The organism is Paenalcaligenes sp. GW821-LYS-B07-1, assembly GCF_058803365.1.
Genome location: NZ_CM179516.1, coordinates 84731 through 104454 on the forward strand (window position 1 = coordinate 84731; position 19724 = coordinate 104454).

The 19724-nt window shown below is 51.0% G+C and carries 16 protein-coding genes and 1 tRNA gene; 4 read left to right on the forward strand and 13 right to left on the reverse strand.

Features of this window, described 5'->3' with window-relative positions:
- Positions 1-116 precede the first annotated feature (116 nt).
- The 7 genes from AC3QL0_RS00370 to AC3QL0_RS00400 all read right to left on the reverse strand — a co-directional run bounded on the left by AC3QL0_RS00370 (position 117) and on the right by AC3QL0_RS00400 (position 9643).
- Positions 117-1466: an MFS transporter gene (locus AC3QL0_RS00370; RefSeq protein ID WP_493009558.1), complete on the reverse strand. Its 1350-nt coding sequence runs from the start codon at positions 1464-1466 to the stop codon at positions 117-119.
- 203 nt (positions 1467-1669) lie between these two features.
- On the reverse strand, positions 1670-2281 hold the full coding sequence (gene paaY / locus AC3QL0_RS00375) for a phenylacetic acid degradation protein PaaY (protein WP_493009559.1): 612 nt from the start codon (positions 2279-2281) through the stop codon (positions 1670-1672).
- 21 nt (positions 2282-2302) lie between these two features.
- Positions 2303-4000 carry an AMP-binding protein gene (locus AC3QL0_RS00380; protein ID WP_493009560.1) on the reverse strand — a complete coding sequence of 566 codons (1698 nt, stop codon included), beginning with the start codon at positions 3998-4000 and terminating at the stop codon, positions 2303-2305.
- A gap of 45 nt (positions 4001-4045) precedes the next feature.
- Complete coding sequence (locus AC3QL0_RS00385; RefSeq protein WP_493009561.1) at positions 4046-6028, reverse strand: acetyl/propionyl/methylcrotonyl-CoA carboxylase subunit alpha; 1983 nt, start codon at positions 6026-6028, stop codon at positions 4046-4048.
- A 1-nt stretch (position 6029) separates the two neighbouring features.
- Positions 6030-6827, reverse strand: a complete 798-nt coding sequence (locus tag AC3QL0_RS00390; protein WP_493009562.1) for an enoyl-CoA hydratase/isomerase family protein — start codon at positions 6825-6827, stop codon at positions 6030-6032.
- Between the two features lie 23 nt (positions 6828-6850).
- Positions 6851-8458 (reverse strand): carboxyl transferase domain-containing protein, encoded by a 1608-nt coding sequence (locus tag AC3QL0_RS00395; protein WP_493009563.1) that lies wholly within the window; start codon positions 8456-8458, stop codon positions 6851-6853.
- A gap of 12 nt (positions 8459-8470) precedes the next feature.
- Complete coding sequence (locus AC3QL0_RS00400; protein ID WP_493009564.1) at positions 8471-9643, reverse strand: isovaleryl-CoA dehydrogenase; 1173 nt, start codon at positions 9641-9643, stop codon at positions 8471-8473.
- Between the two features lie 251 nt (positions 9644-9894).
- Here AC3QL0_RS00400 and AC3QL0_RS00405 point away from each other — a divergent pair, with 251 nt between their 5' ends.
- Positions 9895-10944, forward strand: coding sequence for an AraC family transcriptional regulator (locus tag AC3QL0_RS00405; RefSeq protein WP_493009565.1), 1050 nt, complete (start codon positions 9895-9897; stop codon positions 10942-10944).
- A 52-nt stretch (positions 10945-10996) separates the two neighbouring features.
- Here AC3QL0_RS00405 and AC3QL0_RS00410 read toward each other — a convergent pair.
- Both AC3QL0_RS00410 and AC3QL0_RS00415 read right to left on the reverse strand, forming a co-directional pair.
- Positions 10997-11072 (reverse strand) — tRNA-Thr (locus AC3QL0_RS00410).
- Between the two features lie 57 nt (positions 11073-11129).
- Positions 11130-13160 (reverse strand): BCCT family transporter, encoded by a 2031-nt coding sequence (locus tag AC3QL0_RS00415; protein WP_493009566.1) that lies wholly within the window; start codon positions 13158-13160, stop codon positions 11130-11132.
- Between the two features lie 260 nt (positions 13161-13420).
- On the opposite strand from AC3QL0_RS00415, the gene cysP reads away from it, so the two are divergent.
- From cysP to cysW, 3 genes are read left to right on the forward strand one after another with little or no spacing between them, the layout of a single operon-like run.
- The gene (gene cysP / locus AC3QL0_RS00420; protein WP_493009567.1) at positions 13421-14425 is read left to right on the forward strand and encodes a thiosulfate ABC transporter substrate-binding protein CysP; all 1005 of its coding nucleotides are present in this window, start codon (positions 13421-13423) and stop codon (positions 14423-14425) included.
- Positions 14426-14435: 10 nt separating this feature from the next.
- Positions 14436-15332, forward strand: a complete 897-nt coding sequence (cysT, locus tag AC3QL0_RS00425) for a sulfate ABC transporter permease subunit CysT (protein WP_493009568.1) — start codon at positions 14436-14438, stop codon at positions 15330-15332.
- Positions 15329-16159, forward strand: coding sequence for a sulfate ABC transporter permease subunit CysW (cysW, locus tag AC3QL0_RS00430; protein WP_493009569.1), 831 nt, complete (start codon positions 15329-15331; stop codon positions 16157-16159). Before cysT ends, cysW begins: the two co-directional genes overlap by 4 nt.
- Positions 16160-16290: 131 nt before the next feature.
- On the opposite strand, the gene AC3QL0_RS00435 is transcribed toward cysW, so the two are convergent.
- From AC3QL0_RS00435 to AC3QL0_RS00450, 4 genes are all read right to left on the reverse strand, one after another.
- Positions 16291-16728 carry a ClpXP protease specificity-enhancing factor gene (locus AC3QL0_RS00435; protein WP_493009570.1) on the reverse strand — a complete coding sequence of 146 codons (438 nt, stop codon included), beginning with the start codon at positions 16726-16728 and terminating at the stop codon, positions 16291-16293.
- A gap of 5 nt (positions 16729-16733) precedes the next feature.
- Positions 16734-17345, reverse strand: a complete 612-nt coding sequence (locus tag AC3QL0_RS00440) for a glutathione S-transferase N-terminal domain-containing protein (protein ID WP_135861430.1) — start codon at positions 17343-17345, stop codon at positions 16734-16736.
- 114 nt (positions 17346-17459) lie between these two features.
- A complete protein-coding gene (locus tag AC3QL0_RS00445) occupies positions 17460-18311 on the reverse strand; it encodes a cytochrome c1 (protein WP_493009571.1) in 852 nt (283 codons plus the stop codon).
- Positions 18312-18330: 19 nt separating this feature from the next.
- Positions 18331-19719, reverse strand: coding sequence for a cytochrome b (locus AC3QL0_RS00450; protein WP_493009572.1), 1389 nt, complete (start codon positions 19717-19719; stop codon positions 18331-18333).
- Between the last annotated feature and the right edge of the window lie 5 nt (positions 19720-19724).

Here is a 19724-nt window from a genome sequence, read left to right on the forward strand (position 1 = left end):
CCGTTAGTTCCGGGCCACGTATACTCTTCTGAAAACCACGCATTGCACAAAAATTGACCCCCAAATTTGGATACTGCTCCAACTTTTTGGGGGCCTTGCAGAGGCTTTAGCGCTATTTACGAGGCTGTCTGGCGGTTGCTTACTAAACTCATGAAAATCGCTGCAAGCAAGGCAGGGATCGCAAAGCTAAAGAAGTTTTGTTGCAGTGTGAGGTTGAGGTCAAACAGTAGGCCTACTGCAAAGGGGCCGATGATGGCGCCCAGACGCCCTACACCCAGAGCCCAACCCATGCCGGTAGAACTCATGGTCATGGGGTAGAAGCGCACAATAAAGGCATATAAGCCTATTTGCGTACCGATGGTGGTCGCCCCGGTAATGATCAAGAGGGTATAGAGCACCACACTGTTGGTGGCAAAACCTAGAGCAGCGATCGCTGCGGCAGCAACAAATAGATAAACCACCAGCACATTACGGCCGCTGAAGTGATCCATGAGCCAACTACAGCTTAGCGCACCGAGTATCGTGCCTAAGTGTACGGTGAATAAAAAGCTCAGGCTGGAACCCAACGGATACCCTGCTTGCAGCATCAGACGTGGTAGCCATGAGGTCATGCCGTACACCACATAAAGCGCCATGAAACACATGGCCCATAGCATCAAGGTACTCAGTGTGCGTCCCTCTAGGAACAGGTCACGAATGACTATGCGTGCTTTGCTGTTGTTCGCAGTGATGTTGGGGTTGCTAAACTGTGTGCCTGTTTCGTATCGGTAATCAGGGCTAACTTTGTTCAGTGTGGCACCTATTTTTTCCCATTGCTGGGTTTGCACCATGTATGCCGCCGATTCCGGCAATTGTCTGAGCATCAAGGGCAGAAGTAGCACCGGAAAGATGGCAATATAAAACATGGCTTGCCATCCAAAGGCGGGGATCACCCAAATACCCAGTATGGCGGCCAACATGCCCCCTACGGAATAGCCACTAAACATCAAGCCAACCGTTAGGCTACGCCTACGTCTGGGTGAGTATTCGCTGGTTAGGCTGGTGACGACGGGCATCACACCGCCTAGCCCTACGCCACCAATAAACCTATACCAGCCGAATTGGGTAGGGCTAGTCGCAAATGCGCATAAGAACGTAAACACGCTGAAAACCAGCACACAAATGGTGATGACTTTTTTCTTGCCTAGCTTATCTGACAGGGCGCTCAGCGATAAGGCTCCTACCATCATCCCTATCAAGGTATAGCTACCGAGCAACCCGGCTGCGGCACCGCTCAAGTTCCATTCATTCATGATGGAAGGCAAAATCACACCCAGTACCGCTAGGTCATAACCATCAAAAATAATGATATAGGCACACCAGAAAATAGTGAGCCAATGGAATTTTTGAAATTTTGCCTCATTAATAATGGGGCATACGTTTACCACCCTAGGCGCTATAGCCTTGGGATTCATTGCTTGTGTCATCTCCCTACTCCTTTTTTCTACGACTAATTGTTTGTTGTGACAGGTATCGTGGATTGAGTGTGCAACGGTGTTACAGGGTCGCTAGCCTGCGCCGGCAACTCTCTGTGGAGCTGTCAGGGCAGTGTTTGGTGCTTTAGTTTTTGTGTCAGGCGATCAGGAATGCGGAAGTGCGGCCTGTTGCTTTGTGTTGGTTATGTAGAGTTTTAGGGTTTGGCTTTTGCCCTGTGTGTCGCTAAAGGCACCACGTCAGAGGCTTGCTGGCGTGCCCTATCGGGCTCTACCTCGGTCAATGGCGTGCAAGGACGTAGGCTTTGCTGGCTTTCTATCACCAACTGCTGGTAGCGGCCGGTAGCCTTATGTTTCCATGCCATTTCGTCTTCAGTCAGGTCGCGCATGACTTTGGCGGGCATACCAGCCACCAGTACTTTGTCTGGAATAATCATGCCTGTTTTGACGAAGGCACTGGCGGCAATAATGCTGAATTCACCCACAACGGCGTTATCCATGACGACGGCATTCATGCCTACCAGTGCATGTGCTTTGATACGACATCCGTGCAAGATCGCACCATGGCCTATATGGCCGTTGGTTTCTACTACGGTATCCCCTCCCGGAAAGCCGTGCATCACACAGCAATCTTGTATGTTGCTGCCCTCTTCTAGAATCAACCGGCCAAAATCCCCTCGCAAACTGGCTAAGGGGGCGACATAGCAGTTGGGCCCCACGATGACATCGCCTATGAGTACAGCATCGGGATGTACATAGGCTGTGGGGTGTACAACTGGCCGTATTCCGTTGATTTCATAAAAGGGCATGGTGGGCTCACAAGTAAAGGGTTAATAAGCGGTAGTGCCAGTACGTTGTGGCAGGTCTTGAGCCGTTTGCTGGCCCAGTTCTTGCTCCATATGGTCGCGAATACGGAATTTCTGTACTTTACCGGTCACCGTAAGCGGGAACTCGTCCACAAAGCGTATGTAGCGAGGAATCTTATGGTGCGAGATCTGTCCACGGCAGAAGTTGCGTATGTCGTCTTCAGTGGTAGAAACATTGTCTTGTAAGATCACCCACGCACACAGTTCTTCACCAAACTTCTGATCAGACACACCCACTACCTGCACATCTTTGATTTCAGGGTGACGGTATAGGAACTCTTCGATTTCGCGTGGGTACAGGTTCTCGCCACCACGGATAATCATGTCTTTGATACGGCCAACGATGTTGCAGTAACCTTCTTCATCAATGGTGGCCAAGTCGCCGGTATGCATCCAACCTTCGTCATCAATGACTTCCAGCGTTTTTTCTTCATCGCCCCAATAGCCTAGCATCACGGAATAACCGCGTGTGCATAGCTCGCCAGTGTGGCCACGTGGCACTGTGTGGCCGTCAGAGTCCACAATTTTGACTTCGCAATGCGGGTGTATAGTGCCCACAGTAGAGACGCGACGATCAACGGGGGCGTCGGTATGGCTTTGGAAGGACACCGGAGAGGTTTCAGTCATGCCATAGCAAATGGTGACTTCACTCATGTGCATTTTTTCTATCACACGCTTCATGATCTCGGCAGGGCATGGGCTACCAGCCATAATGCCGGTACGCAGGCTGCTGAAATCTGAACGGCTGAAGTGTGGATGATCCAACAAGGCAATGAACATGGTGGGTACGCCATAGAGAGCCGTACAACGCTCTTGGGTGACAGCATCCAGCACGCTTTCTGCATCAAAAGCTTCAGATGGATATACCATCGTCGAGCCGTGTGTCATGCAACCAATGTTCCCCATCACCATGCCAAAGCAGTGGTATAGCGGTACAGGAATACACACGCGATCATGGGGGGTGAGCTTAATGGTTTCACCCACAAAGAAACCATTATTCAAGATATTGCTATGGCACAGCGTGGCGCCTTTGGCAGCACCAGTAGTCCCCGAGGTGAATTGGATATTCACCGGGTCACGAGAGCTAAAGGTAGCGCCCAGCTCGTGCAAATGCTCTAGTTCGGATGCGCTAGGAGACACCATCAGACTGCCAAAGTTCATCATGCCGTTGGTGGGCTCAGAGCCCAAACGCATAATGAATTCCAAGCTAGGTACTCTATCCTGCGCATCAGGCTTGCCCTGCAAGGCAGGTTTAAGCTCTGACAAAATCTGCAGGTAGTTACTGGATTTAAAACCAGGGGCCAGTACCAACGCACGGCACCCTACTTTGTTGATGGCATATTCCAACTCAGCCTGCTGATAGGCTTGGTTGATGTTCACCAGAATTAGGCCCGCCTTAGCAGTAGCAAACTGCATGAGCAACCATTCCAGATTGTTAGGCGACCAAATACCCACGCGATCGCCGGGTAACAGTCCGAGGCGCAACAGAGAACACGCTAGCGTGTTGACCTGCTCCTGTAGTTCTTTATAGGTCAGCCTCACCTTGTCTTGGTGTATGACAATGGCTTCGTTATCGGCAAAGCGGGTACAGCTTTGGTCAAAGAATTGCCCTATGGTTGAGGTAATCAGAGGGGTGTCAGTCCTGCCTATTACATGGCTCATGGTGTTGTCTCCTGGGTTGTTTTTGCCGGCTCAGCTTATGTTTTGTTATGCTGCTGACGGTTCGAATTCGATCAGATCGGCTCCATCATCGACTTGGTCTCCTACTGCGCACAGTAGCTTGCGAATCACGCCATCACTGGGGGCGCTAATGGTGTATTCCATCTTCATCGCGCTCAGTGTGAGTAACGGGGTGTTGCGGGTGACATGGCTACCAGCTTCGGCCAGCAACGCCACCACAATGCCTGGCATGGGCGCTTGTAGGCCCTTGTCGTCTTGCTCTTGCGCCACTTGTGGTGGCAAATCATGGGTGCAGTGAACTAACCAGCTTTGGCCGTCGTAGAACACATGGCGTTGGTGCTCAGTGCTGACCACAGTGAGGTCTTGGCAACGCCCATCTAGGCAGACACGGAATTGCTGGTCGCCCAAGGCATTACCATCGGCGGTAAAGCGCTGTCCGTTGACGTCAATGCTCCAACCTTGTGAGGTGGCGAGTGCGCGCACGGTGACGTTACGGTCGTCGTGCTGGAATGCAAACAAGCGTGTGGCGTCCAGATTCGAGCGCCAGTTATCGTTGATGGCCCACGGTGAGGTCTCAGCGTTGTGCTGTGATGCCTCGCGCAGCAATTCGCTCACAGCTAGGGCGGCAAAGGCAGTATCCGGTACAGGCGTAGGTGGCACGAATAGGTGATCGTGCTGACGGGTAATCAAGGCGGTGTCCAAATCGGCCTGCATAAAGGCGGGGCACCCCACCAAGCGCGATAAGAACTGGATATTGGTTTGTACACCAGCCACTTCATAGTGCTTCAAGGCCTGCAGCATTCTGGCTAAGGCGTTATCACGGTCTTCGTCCCAGACAATCAGCTTGGCGATCATCGGGTCGTAGAATGGGGTAATGGCATCGCCCTCTTCCACGCCGCTGTCCACGCGTACATAGCTGGTGTTTGCTGGTGGTTGGTAGTGCAGCACTTTACCGGTAGCGGGCATGAAGTCTTTATCGGGGGACTCTGCGTAAATACGGGCTTCAATAGCGTGGCCAGTAACGTGCAGTTGGTCTTGGCTAAGCGGTAGCGGTTGGCCTGCGGCGACACGCAATTGCCATTCCACCAAGTCCTGGCCAGTAATCATTTCTGTGACCGGGTGCTCTACTTGTAGACGAGTATTCATCTCCATAAAGTAGAAGTTACCGGCTGGCCCCATGATGAATTCCACGGTACCTGCACCCACATAGCCCGTCGCTTGTGCTGCTTTGACAGCGGCTTCGCCCATGGTGTTGCGCAGTTCAGCAGATAAGCCTGGGGCGGGGGCTTCTTCCAGAATTTTCTGGTGACGACGCTGTACGGAACAGTCACGCTCAAACAGGTGTACGCAGTTACCGTATTGGTCAGCAAAAATCTGTATTTCTACGTGGCGGGGCTGGGTGATGTATTTCTCAATTAACACCAAGTCGTCGCCAAAGCTGGCACTGGCTTCTTGTTTGCATGACACCAGCGAGGCCGCGAAATCCTCAGTGCGTTCCACCAAGCGCATCCCTTTACCGCCACCGCCTGCTGCAGCCTTAATCAGTACAGGGTAGCCAATTTGATCAGCTTGCTGCTTCAGGAAATCTGCATCTTGGTTATCGCCGTGGTAGCCAGGGGTAAGCGGTACGTTGGCTGTTTCCATCAGCTTTTTAGCTGCGGATTTAGAACCCATTGCTTGGATAGCGGTGGCTGGTGGGCCAATGAACACAATCCCTGCGTTATCGCAGGCACGGCGAAACTCAGTGTTCTCAGACAAAAATCCATAGCCAGGGTGAATGGCTTCAGCGCCACTGGTTTTGGCGGCGGCGATGATTTTCTCGATGCTAAGATAACTTTGTGCTGACGCTGCTGGGCCAATCAGTATGGCTTGGTCAGCCAAGCGCACATGACGGCTATTGCGGTCTGCTTCGGAATAAACCGCGACGGTTTCTATGCCTAAGCGTTTCGCGGTTTTAATAATGCGGCAAGCAATCTCGCCACGGTTAGCAATCAGAATACGATTGAACATATTAGGACTCCTTGCTGTGCAGCCATTGAGGCGCACGTCTGGCAAGGAAGGCAGCCATGCCTTCCTGTGCTTCGCTGCCGGTACGCAGTTCAGCAATGTTGCGGGCGCAGAGCTCAAGCAAGCTCTGGTCTATGGGTCTGTAGCTCACCGACTGAATCAACTCTTTGGACGCTGCTTGCGCCTCGGGACCACCAGCTTGCAGGGCAGCAAGTAGTGTGTTGATTTTGTCATCCAGTTGGTCGGCGGGTACTACCTCATGGGCAAGCCCAATCGCCAGTGCAGTAGTAGCAGGAATCATCTCTGCTGTCAGGAAATAGCGATGGGCTTGGCGAGGCCCAATGGCACGAATTACATAGGGGCTAATCACGCTAGGAATCAGCCCTAGTTTGACTTCAGACGTGGCAAATTTAGCGGTGTCAGCAGCAACGCACATGTCGCAAGCGCTGACTAAGCCCATGCCGCCACCAATCGCCGCACCTTGTACACGGGCAATGGTAGGTTTACGTAGCGTCGCCAACGTGTGCAGCATGTTAGACAGTGCCAACGCATCGTTGTGGTTGTCTTGCTGGTTGGCATTGACGGCGCTTTTCATCCAGTTCAAATCTGCACCGGCTGAAAAACTTTTACCTCTGGCGGCTAACACTACAGCGCGTACGTCAGCATCGTTATCCAATTGTTGGAAGGCTGTGTACAGCTCGTGAATCAGCTGAGCATTAAACGCATTGTGCAGCTCCGGTCTATTCATCCAGACAGTCGCGACACCAGCGTGTTGGGTAATCTCAAGAAAGCTAAACATCATTACACCTCTTGATAGTGGCGCGTTTACATTCTGAACAGACCGAATTTGGTAGGTTCTATGGGGGCGTTTAGGGAAGCAGAGAGCGACAACCCTAAAATACGGCGGCTTTGTGCTGGGTCTACAATGCCGTCGTCCCATAGGCGGGCGCTAGAATAATAGGGGTGGCCTTGGTGCTCGTACTGCTGCAATAAGGGAGCTTTGAATTGCGCCTCGTCTTCGGCACTCCAGTTCTCGCCCTTGGCTTCCAGCTGATCACGACGGATGGTAGACAGCACACTGGCTGCTTGCTCACCGCCCATCACCGAAATACGGCTGTTTGGCCACATCCACAAGAAGCGAGGGTCATAAGCGCGACCGCACATGCCGTAGTTACCAGCACCAAATGAGCCACCAATCAGCATGGTGATTTTGGGCACAGCGACTGTACTCACGGCCGTCACCATCTTGGCACCATCTTTGGCAATACCGCCGCTTTCGTATTTGCGACCCACCATAAAGCCGCTGATATTTTGCAAGAACACCAGAGGGATATTGCGTTGGCCGCATAGCTCAATGAAGTGCGCACCCTTTTGGGCAGACTCACTAAACAAGATACCGTTGTTGGCAATAATGCCTACGGGCTGGCCGTATAAATGCGCAAAACCAGTGACTAAGGTGTTGCCGTAGCGCGCCTTAAATTCGTCAAAGCGCGAGCCATCTACAATGCGCGCAATCACTTCGCGTACGTCGTAGGGTTTGCGGTTATCGGTAGGCAAAATGCCGTAAATTTCTTCGGGATCGTACAGTGGCTCTTCGCTAGGTTGTAGCACTAGCGACTGCGGTTTTTTACGGTTCAAGTTCTGCACAATGCGGCGCGCTAGATATAAGGCGTGCGCATCGTCTTCGGCGTAATGGTCGGCTACACCCGAAATGCGTGTGTGCACATCGGCACCGCCCAAATCTTCGGCGCTGACGACTTCACCAGTTGCCGCTTTAACCAGCGGTGGGCCTGCCAAAAAGATGGTGCCCTGGTTTTTTACGATGATGGTTTCGTCGGACATCGCAGGCACATAAGCGCCACCAGCGGTACACGAACCCATTACCACAGCAATCTGTGGAATGCCTTTAGCCGACATTTGTGCTTGGTTGTAGAAAATACGACCAAAGTGATCACGATCAGGGAACACCTCATCTTGCATAGGTAAGAACGCGCCACCAGAGTCCACCAAATAAATGCAAGGCAGATGGTTTTTCTCGGCAATTTCTTGTGCGCGTAGGTGCTTTTTCACCGTCATGGGGAAATACGTTCCCCCCTTCACCGTGGCGTCATTCGCAATCACCATGCACTCGGTGCCGTGGATGCGACCAATGCCAGCAATAATGCCCGCAGAGGGTACTTCGTCGCCGTATAAACCGTAGGCGGCTAACTGCCCTATTTCCAAAAAGGCCGAACCTTTGTCTAGCAGATGATCAATGCGATCACGCGGTAGCAGCTTGTTGCGTGCCAAGTGTTTTTCACGCGCTTTTGGGGATGAACCGTCGGCCACCAGTCTGGCTTTGGCGCGTAGGTCATCCACCAGCGTGCGCATAGTTTCAGCGTTAGTTTTGAACTCGTCAGAGCGGGTGTTCAACTTGGAGGTAAGTTTGGTCATACAACCCCCTTCTTAACGGGTTTCTTCAAACAATTCGCGGCCAATCAGCATGCGTCGGATTTCACTGGTGCCTGCACCAATTTCATACAGTTTGGCATCGCGCCAGAGGCGGCCTGTAGGGTATTCATTGATGTAACCGTTACCGCCCAAGACTTGGATCGCTTCGCCTGCCATCCAAGTAGCTTTTTCAGCACTGTACAAAATAGCGCCCGCGGCATCTTTACGCAGGGTGCGGCTATGGCTGCTTAAGTCACAGGCACGACCCAATGCGTAGACGTAGGCACGATTTGCTTGCCAAGTGCTGTACATGTCAGCAATCTTGCCTTGCATCAGTTGGAACTGGCCTATAGGTTGATCGAACTGTTTGCGCTCGTGAATGTATGGCACGACTACATCCATACATGCGGCCATGATGCCCAGTGGACCACCGCACAATACGGCGCGTTCGTAGTCCAAGCCGCTCATCAATACTTTGACGCCATTGCCCACACCACCCAGCACGTTTTCTTCGGGAATCTCGCAATCATCAAAGAACAGTGGATAGGTGTTAGAGCCACGCATGCCCAGCTTGTCCAGATGCGTACCGTGAGAAAAACCTTTAAAGCTTTTTTCTACGATAAAGGCAGTAATACCCTTAGCGCCGGCAGCAGGATCGGTTTTAGCGTACACCACCAAGGTATCAGCATCGCCACCGTTGGTGATCCACATTTTGCTGCCGTTCAGTACGAACTTATCGCCCTTCTTCTCGGCACGCAGCTTCATGGACACGACGTCCGAGCCTGCATTGGGCTCAGACATGGCCAGAGCACCTACATGCTCGCCAGAAATTAGGCCTGGCAGGTATTTGGCTTTTTGTGCAGCAGTGCCGTGACGGGTAATTTGGTTTACACACAGGTTAGAGTGTGCGCCGTAAGATAAGCCTACCGATGCTGAAGCTCGTGAAAGCTCTTCCATGACGATAATATGTGCCAAGTAACCGGCATCAGTGCCGCCGTACTCTTCAGAGCTGGTGATGCCCAATAGGCCTAGATCACCCATTTTCTGCCAGAGGTCGGCTGGAAATTCGTTGTCTCTATCTATATCGGCAGCGCGAGGGGCGATCTCTTTAGCTGCGAAAGACCGTACAGTCTCTTGCAGCATCTCAATGGTGTCGCCAAGAAAGAAATTAAGGCCTGAAATACTCATGGCTTTTCATGCACACCTTTGCAGGTGTGATGCTCCTGTTGGTGATTGGTGTCAGCACAGGAGGGTAAGCCTGTGCTGAACTGTCTCTGTTGCCTCACTGTATGAGTAGTGAGTGCAATACGTATAGTTGATCTAAATGGGTATGGTGATGAATTGATGATAAAGTGGGCATTGGGTCTGTACATGCCAAAAAGGTTGCAAATACTGCCACTCTATATAGTGGTTTACGCCGTGGTGTAGAGGAGGCACCTATGACAGTTATACACAGTTTGCCGTTATTGTTTGGAAAGAAGGCCACTACGCCTATAGCGTTCATCAAGGCTATGGTGCTGGCGTATCAGAAATATGGCATGGATCCTGCCAGTGCCTTACGTAAAGCGCAGATTCCACCCAAGCTGTTGTTGGACGCGAAAGCGCGGGTCACAGCCACACAAATGGAACAAATGTCGGCACTTGCCATGCAGGAGCTAGACGACGAAGCCTTGGGATGGTTCTCTAGAAAGTTGCCGTGGGGGAGCTACGGCATGCTGTGTAGGGCGTCATTGAGCTCGCCTGATTTGGGCATTGCTCTGAAACGTTGGTGCAGGCATCACCGTCTACTGACTGATGATGTGATCTTAAGCTTGGATGTGTCCAGCAATGTAGCCACCATTAGCTTGCAAGAAAATCGTGACCTGGGCGAGATGCGTGAGTTCTGCCATGTCACCTTGTTCCGCTACATGTTGGGCTACGCCTGTTGGCTCATTGATTCACGTATACAGTTACAAGGCGTGATGTTTGCCTTTGATAAGCCCGATCACGCTGAAATCTATCCACGCTTGTTCTCAGGCCAAACCAGTTTTAACGCTGGCCAGTCGGCTATGCATTTCGATGCTCGCTACTTACAGTTGCCGCTGCTGCGTGACGAAGCCATGTTGCAAAGCATGCTGCGCCAAGCCATCTTGTTAACTGTGTTGCCCTACAGGCGCGACAAGCTGCTAGTGCAAGGTATACGTAAACAGCTGCATAACGATTTGGGCTTAACCGCCGAAGAACTGGCCGAGAAACTGCACATGTCGGTGCGCACGCTTTATCGTCATTTGCAAGAAGAAGGCTTTTCTATTCAAGAATTAAAAAATGATGTGCGCCAGAAAAAGGCGATGGAATGTTTAGCGAGAACCAGCAAGCCCATCAAACAGATTGCGTTTGAGACCGGCTTTAAGAACGAGAAAAGCTTTTCCCGTGCATTTAAAAACTGGGTGGGGATTACGCCGCAGAACTATAGATTGCAGGCTAGAGAAGATGCGGGTTTGAAAGATTAAAAACGCGCACAAAAAAACGCCAATCCCTAGGGATTGGCGTTTTCTTTATTCTTGGTGCCGGCTAAAGGAGTTGAACCCTCGACCTTCGCATTACAAGTGCGCTGCTCTACCAACTGAGCTAAGCCGGCGAAATAAGAATTATATGGGGGGTGTTCTTAAAACGCAAGTGTTTTTTCTAAACTTTCTTACGATTCCCCATTTGGTGTGTTTTCAGCCAGGATAGTTGGGTCATTATCGTGCACTAAGTGCAAGAAGTGACGGTGGCGTTCGTACTGATCCAGTATGTCGCCAATGACTTCGTCTTGGCTCCACCCCATGACGTCGTAGTCTTGACCACCCTCGCTTAGGAACACTTCGGCACGGTAGTACACCTCGTCATCACGCTTGGCGTCAGCAGGACGCAGCGTAGGACGAATCACGCAGACTGGGCGTACTTTGTAGCGGAAGTCTTGGTAGGCACCGTGGTGCTCTACGTCTAAGGCCAAGGCGCGCTCTGGCTGTTCTTCAGTGGGCTCCAAAATAGTGAGCTTGGCATCAAAGCCTGATTTACGCAGTTCTGCCGCTACCGCTTGCATGGCAGGTTCTACGGTGTTGTCCAAGAAGCGGCATACTTGTTCGCGCTTGGGCATCACAATCAGATTGCGCAATCGTTTTTGCCAGGGCTGGCCGGGTACAACAGGCTGGCTGCGGGCCACAGTTTGGTAACGGATATGGCGCTTGGTGGCATCCAACTGCAAGGCTTTAAACAGGCCCCAGATGGCGATCAGCAAGATAATAGAGAACGGTAGCGCACTGGCAATAGTCGCGGTTTGCAGGGCTTGTAGGCCGTCAGCTAACAGCAAGGCAATCGCTACTACACCGGCTAAAGCAGACCAGAATATACGTTGCCATACAGGTGATGGCTCGCCGTCTTTAGAGGCCAGCAAGTCTACAACGAGCGCGCCCGAGTCAGCAGAGGTCACAAAGAACACCACCACCATACAAATGGCTAGGCCAGATGTAATGGATGCAAAGGGCAACTGCTCTAGGAACACAAACAAGGCTTGCGAGGTATGTTCTTGAACGAAGGCACCAAAGGACTCCATGCCGCCGTACAAGATCGCATGAATAGCGGTATCGCCAAATACGGTCATCCACAGCAAGGTGAAACCAGCCGGTACCAGCAGTACACCACGTACAAATTCACGGATGGTACGGCCACGGGAAATACGGGCAATAAACAGGCCTACAAATGGAGACCATGCCAACCACCAGCCCCAGTAGAACAGTGTCCAACCACCAATCCAGTCGTTGGGTTCGTAGGCGTAGAGGTTAAAGGTTTTGCTGACGATATCGGACAGATAAGCTCCCGTATTCTGCATAAAGGTTTGCATGATGAATACGGTGGGGCCAAGAATTAGCACGAACAATAGCAGCAATACGGCAAAGGCTAAGTTCAGCTCAGACAAAATCTTAATGCCGCGATCCAAACCACTGGCTACTGACAAAGTAGCCAAGCCGCAGGCAATGACGATCAGAATGATTTGATTCAGCGTGGTCACTTCCATGCCAAACAGATATTCCAGACCGCTATTAATCTGTGCCACCCCAAAACCTAAGGATGTCGCCACACCAAATACCGTACCGATAATGGCAAAGATATCCACAGCGTGACCGATGGGGCCATAGATCTTGTCACCGATCAGCGGGTACAAGGCCGAGCGCAGCTTGAGTGGTAAGCCATGACGGTAGCTGAAGAAAGCAAGTACCAAGGCCACGATGGCGTAAATAGCCCAAGCGTGTAAGCCCCAGTGGAAAAAGGTGATGCTCATGGACTCACGAGCGGCTTCGATGGTGCCGCCCTCACCCGTAGGTGGGCTCATGAAGTGCATGACAGGTTCGGCTACACCGAAGAACATCAAACCAATACCCATACCGGTAGAAAACAGCATGGCAAACCAGGTGATGTTTTTGTAATCGGGTTGGGCGTGATCGGGGCCTAGCTTAATATCGCCGTACCGGCTAACCGCCAAGAAGATGACAGCAAGCAAAATGATGGCAACGGTGAGAATGTAGAACCAGCTAACGTGGGTGATGATCCAGTTTTGCGTGGTGCTAAAGAGGTTTTGGGCAGTCTCAGGCGCAAGAATTGCAAATGCCACGAGAGCCAAAATTAGAAAAGCAGCAGGATAAAAGACGGGGGGATGTAGGCTTGTAGGGGTTTTATTGGACCTCATAGACCTTTTGTACTAGTGTTTTAAAGGCTATTAGTTTATCAGAAATCATTCTGGCACGAATGATTAGCATATGTAATCATTGTCAGGAATTTTTAATTAAGTCTGCGGTGCGGGGTGAGTTTCAATAGATTCATTATTTCTTAAAGTAATAAGTGAATGAATACATTATCGTTCGTATTTATATGGTGACTCTGCATAATGCACTTCATGGATAAACGGTTTTGCCGTTGCAGTCACTCAAATATATTGCGGGGTTAATGATGAATCTGAAGAAAATTGTTGGAGCGCTTGCCTTAGTTGCTACTGCTGCCAGCACAGCTGCTGTGGCTCAAACCAGCATATTGAATGCATCGTTTGATGTGGCGCGCGAAACTTTTGCTGCGGTGAATCCGAAATTTGTTGAGCATTGGAAGCAGAAAACCGGCGAAGACCTCAAAATCGACCAATCTTTCGCAGGTACTTCCAGACAGGCTCAAGATATCATCCAAGGTAAAAAAGTAGATGTGGTGACCTTTAATCAAGTGACCGACATCGACATTTTGGCAGACCGTGATATCGTGGCAGCCGATTGGGCAGAGCGTTTGCCTAATAACAGCTCGCCTTACTACAGCACCATCGCTTTCTTGGTGCGTAAAGGTAACCCTAAAAACATCAAAGATTGGGACGATCTGGCCCGTGAAGACGTAGGCTTGGTGTTCCCGAACCCTAAAACCTCCGGTAATGCACGCTACACCTACTTAGGTGCATGGTTGTATGCCCACGAAAAATTCGACGGTGACGAAGAGAAAATCCGTGAATTCGTAGGCAAAGTGTTGGGTAACGTAGAAAACTTCCCTACAGGTGGCCGCGGTGCAACCGTAGCGTTTGCTCAGAATAACCAAGGCGACGTACTGCTGACATTTGAGTCCGAAGAATTGAACATAGTGAATGGCGAAGAGTTCAAAGACCAAGAGTTCGAGATCGTAGTGCCTCCAAGCAGTGTATTGGCTGAGTTCCCCGTAGCGGTTGTGGACAAAGTAGTAGATGAGCGCGGTACACGCAATGTGGCGACAGAGTACTTGGAGTTCCAGTACACACCCGAGATTCAGCGTTTGCTGGCTGGCTTTAACTACCGTGTGACCAACGACGAAGTTGCCAAAGAAAATGCAGGTAAATTTGCTGACGTCAAACTGGTAAACCCAACCGACGTATTGGGTTCTTGGAAAGACATTCAAACCAAGCACTTTGCTACAGACGGCGTGTTGGATCAGATTCAGGCACAGTAAGTAGTTTGTTATGACAACATTGTCTAAGGCTGTATCCGGGGAGCAGGTCGCAACGGCCTCCCCCGTTCGCCAATGGTTTTTCTTACGTAAACCCATTTTGCCGGGTTTTGGGCTGAGCTTTGGTCTCAGCCTCTTCTATTTGTCCATCGTGGTTTTGCTACCGCTGTCGGCATTGCTGATTTACGTTAGCGACATGACCTGGGCACAGTACTGGCGTGCTATTTCGCATCCTAGGGTGGTACAGAGTTATAAGGTCACGGCAAGTGCAGCCTTTTATTCCACCGTTGCGGCAACGTTTATTGGTTTCTTGATTGCATGGGTGACGACTAGATATAACTTCTGGGGCCGCCGTATGATGGATGCCTTGGTAGATATTCCCTTTGCGTTGCCTACGTCAGTTGCGGGCTTAACCTTGGCTGCGCTGTTTGTACCTGGTGGTTGGTTGGGCCAATACTTTGCTGCCATGGGCATCAAGATTTCCTACGCCTACCCCGGTATTTTGGTGGCAATGACCTTCACCAGCTTGCCTTTTGTAGTGCGTATTGTGCAGCCAGTGATTGAAGAACTGGGCACGGAATACGAAGAAGTCGCGCAAACGCTGGGCGCACGCCGCTGGCAGATCTTCCTCAAAGTCATTCTGCCGCCGCTGATTCCAGCTATTGTGACGGGCGCTTCCCAAGCCTTTATTCGTAGCTTGGGTGAGTTTGGTGCGGTGATTATGATTGCCGGTAATGCACCCTTCAAAACAGAAGTCACATCGCTGATGATTTTTGTGCGCTTGCAAGAGTTCAACTACCCTGCTGCCGCTGCGATTGCATCGGTAGTACTGATGGCTTCCTTATTGTTATTGTTTGTCCTGCAAGTGCTGCAAGGACGTTTATTGGGCTGGCAACGGCAACGATCATGAGAAAGAAACCCCAGAGTTTTGGACAGTGGCTGCAAGTGGGTGCAGGCTTGGCTGTGGTGGTGGTGATGCTCATCATCCCGCTGGCGTTGATTTTTAGTCAGGTGGTTGCAGGTGGTTGGACACTGCTTACCGAAAACCTGAGTGAAGATTTCATGCAGCACGCCATTGGGCTGACGATCTTTGTGGCGCTGTTAAGCGTGCCATTGAACATGGTGTTCGGTATCTTGCTGGCATGGTGTATGACGCACTACCAGTTTCGAGGAAAACGCCTGTTAAGCCTGTTTGTGGATATCCCTTACGCCGTATCGCCCGTGGTGGCGGGTCTGTGTTATTTGGTGGTATACGGTGCTGAGACTATGATGGGCCGCTGGTTAGGTGCCCATAACGTGCAGCTGATGTTTGCATGGCCAGGCATTGTGATGGTTACTATCTTCGTGACCGTACCGTATGTGGCGCGTATTTTGATCCCTGTGATGCAAACTTTGGGTAGCGAGCAAGAAGAAGCCGCACTGAGTTTGGGAGCATCCGGCTGGCAGATTTTCTGGCAGGTGACCATGCCTAACATCCGATGGGGCTTGGTGTATGGCGTTGTGCTGACTAACGCACGGGCGATTGGTGAGTTTGGCGCGGTATCGGTGGTGTCTGGCACGGTGATGAACCAAACACTTACCCTGTCGTTACTGGTAGAACAGTTGAATAACGATTACAAAACTGCTGCTGCTTTTACTGCCGCTGCTTTGTTGGCGGGTATGGCGATCCTGACCGTGGGACTCAAAAGTCTATTGGAATGGCGTTTGCAGCAAAACAAAGCGGCGCCTCAAAACTAACGTTATACACAGGAGATTTTGGGCGGTAGTAGTTTTGCTGCTCAAGAACTTATCCACAGACGTAAAAAAGCCTACCTGTTTACAGGTAGGCTTTTTTGTAGCCCTAAGGCGCTAGACAGTTCAGCAGTCTGTTATTTAACGATTTTCAGGTGCGGCGCTTTATCCGCTGCGCGAGATTCGTTGTTTTCAGCAGCAGGCGCTGGTGTGGCGGCTGGAGCTGAATCAGAGGTGCTGTTTGTCCCCGGATAGACGGGGGACTCAGAGACCTCAAACCCCATACCGGCACCTGTCTCACGCGCATAAATAGCGCTGACGGCAGCAACGGGCACAAATAGGTCTTCGGCAACACCGCCAAATCGTGCCTGAAATTCGATGTAGTCGTTACCAATAATGAGTTGATTAGTAGCGAGTAAATCTAAGTTCAGTGTGATTTGTCCGTCTTGTACATAGCCTGGCGGAACAACGGTGTTGTCATCCACAGTGACCACAATGTACGGTGTGTAGCCATTATCTGTGCACCATTCGTGCAGAGCGCGAATCAGATAGGGTTTGGTAGAAGTCTCTTGCATAGTGTTTAGCGACGCATGACTTTTTCGGATGGTGTCAGGGCCTCAATGAAGGCCGGACGGGAGAACACGCGCTCAGCGTACTTTTGTACTGGAGCAGCGCTCTTAGGCAGTTCAATGCCGTAGTGGTCCAAGCGCCATAGCAACGGAGCAATGGCCACGTCCAGCATGGAGAACTCTTCGCCCAACATGTATTTGTTTTTGGTCAGGATAGGAGCCAACTGAGCCAAATGGTCGCGAATCTGCGCACGGGCTTTTTCCTGAGCTTTTGGATCGGCTGCTTGTCTACGGTCTTCCAAGATGGAAACGTAGGTAAACAGTTCGCGCTCAAAGTTGTACAGGAACAGGCGTGTGCGGGCGCGCATGGTAGGGTCTGCAGGCATCAACTGAGGATGCGGGAAACGCTCATCAATGTATTCGTTGATGATGTTGGACTCGTACAGAACCAGTTCGCGCTCAACCAGAATAGGTACCTGGCCATATGGATTCATGACGGCGATGTCTTCGGGCTTGTTGTACAAGTCAATATCGCGAATCTCGAAATCCATGCCTTTCTCAAACAACACAAAACGGCAGCGTTGTGAGAAGGGGCATGTAGTTCCAGAGTAGAGTACCATCATAGTGAGGATTTCCAGTCGTAGAAATAAAAACAAGAGCCAGCATAGGCTCTGATAATAATACCGGCGTCTTTACAAGATTACCATGCTGCCTGTAGGCAGCATGGTCACAAGACATTACTTGATGTCGCGCCAGTAGGCTTTGTTTAGACGCCAAGCAACAAAGAAGAAGATCAGCAAGAAGCCTATCACAGCATACCCAATTTTCTTGCGGGTATTTTGTACAGGTTCTGCCATCCATTGCATAAAGTTGCTCAGGTCAGCTACATCGCTAGCAAACTCGCTAGCTTGCGATGCATTCACCGGTGTGTATTTAACCGATTCACTAGCGCCACCTTTGTAGTCGGCGGGCAGTGTTTCTTGCTTGCTGCTAGAGAAACCGTACTGATCGAAATTAGTCACAGTACGTACCCAAGATGGTTTGCCATCTGCGCCCACGACTTCAGCAACGGTGGTGCGTTCTACTTGAGTATGACCCTGACGCTGCCACAAGGCATGCGGCATACCTACGCTTGGGAATACTAAGTTATCCCAACCTGTAGGACGGTTCACGTCACGGTAAAACGTACGCAAGTAGGTGTAGATGTAGTCAGTACCGCTAGGGCCCAAGTTCGTGGACAGGGCACGCGCAGTCACAGACAGGTCTGGAGGCGTAGCGCCAAACCATTGTTTACCGTCAGCAGGTGTCATGGCGATGGTCATCAAATCACCAACTTTGTCACCCGTGAACAGCAAGTTCTTGCGGATTTCTTCGTCTGTCAGGCCAATTTCCGTGAGCTTGTTGTAGCGCATGGAGTTGGCACTGTGACAGTTCAAACAGTAGTTAACGAACAGCTTTGCACCGTTTTGCAGTGCAGGCATGTCGGTAATGCGATTAGGGGCGCTTTCCAACGGGTAGCCTGCTTCGGCGGCAACCGCCACCGAGCAAGACAGGGACAACGCCAAGATTCCAAATAGTTTCTTAATCATGGTCTATCCGTGTTGAGTCCTAGTGAGCGCGAAAGGTCACGCGATCCGGTACCTGCTTGAATGTACCCATGCGGCTCCACACAGGCATCAAGAAGAAGAATGCCAGGTAGATGATGGTGCCAATTTGGCTCAGCAGGTTGAACAGGTCGTTTGGTGGTTGTGTACCTAGGTAACCCAGTATCACGAAGTTAATGAAGAAAATCGCGTACAGGAATTTGTGCCAGGTAGGACGGTAACGGATGGATTTCACTGGTGATGCATCTAGCCAAGGCAAGAAGAACAGAATCACTACAGCGCCACCCATGGAGACCACACCCCAGAATTTCGCGTCAAACACTCGTAGTGCTACGGCTACACCTAACAGAATCACTGGAGCAACCAAGCGCATGATGCCTGGCTGACGGCTCTTGAAGAACATGACCACAGCAGCCAATACAGCAGAACCAGCCAGAATCCAGGTGAAATCGGCAGTTGTTGCACGCAACATGGAGTAGAACGGTGTGAAGTACCAAACCGGAGCAATGTGCGGAGGTGTCTTCATTGGGTCAGCTGGAATAAAGTTGTTGTATTCCAAGAAGTACCCGCCCATTTCTGGAGCGAAGAACAAAATAGCCGCGAACACGATCAGGAACCCAGCTACGCCCACGATATCGTGTACGGAGTAGTAAGGGTGGAAAGGAATGCCATCCAAAGGGTTGCCTTTGGCATCTTTGGGGCCTTCTTTGATTTCTACGCCGTCTGGGTTGTTAGAGCCTACTTCGTGCAGCGCGATGATGTGAGCAACCACCAGACCAATAATGGCCAGAGGAATAGCAATCACGTGCAAGGCAAAGAAGCGGTTCAGGGTAGCGTCAGACACTACGTAGTCACCACGGATCCAAATCGCCAACTCAGGGCCAATGAATGGAATGGCGGCAAACAAGTTCACGATCACCTGTGCACCCCAGTAGGACATCTGGCCCCACGGTAACAGGTAACCCAGGAAGGCTTCCGCCATCAAACAGAGGAACAGTGCCACACCGAAGATCCAGACCAGCTCACGAGGTTTGCGGTATGAGCCGTAAATCAGGCCGCGCAACATGTGCAGGTATACCACCACGAAGAACATCGAGGCACCGGTGGAGTGCATGTAACGGATGATCCAGCCACCCGGCACTTCGCGCATGATGTATTCCACAGAGGCAAAGGCCAATGCAGCATCAGGCTTGTAGTTCATCACCAGGAAAATCCCGGTCACGATTTGAATGACCAGCACTAACAGTGCCAGCGAACCAAAGAAATACCAGAAGTTGAAGTTCTTTGGCGCATAGTACTCCGACATATGCTCTTTAAAGAGTGATGACAGCGGGAAGCGTCTATCAATCCATCCTAAGAGTCCTGTCGTTTCGACGGTTTTCTCACCAGCCATGAAAC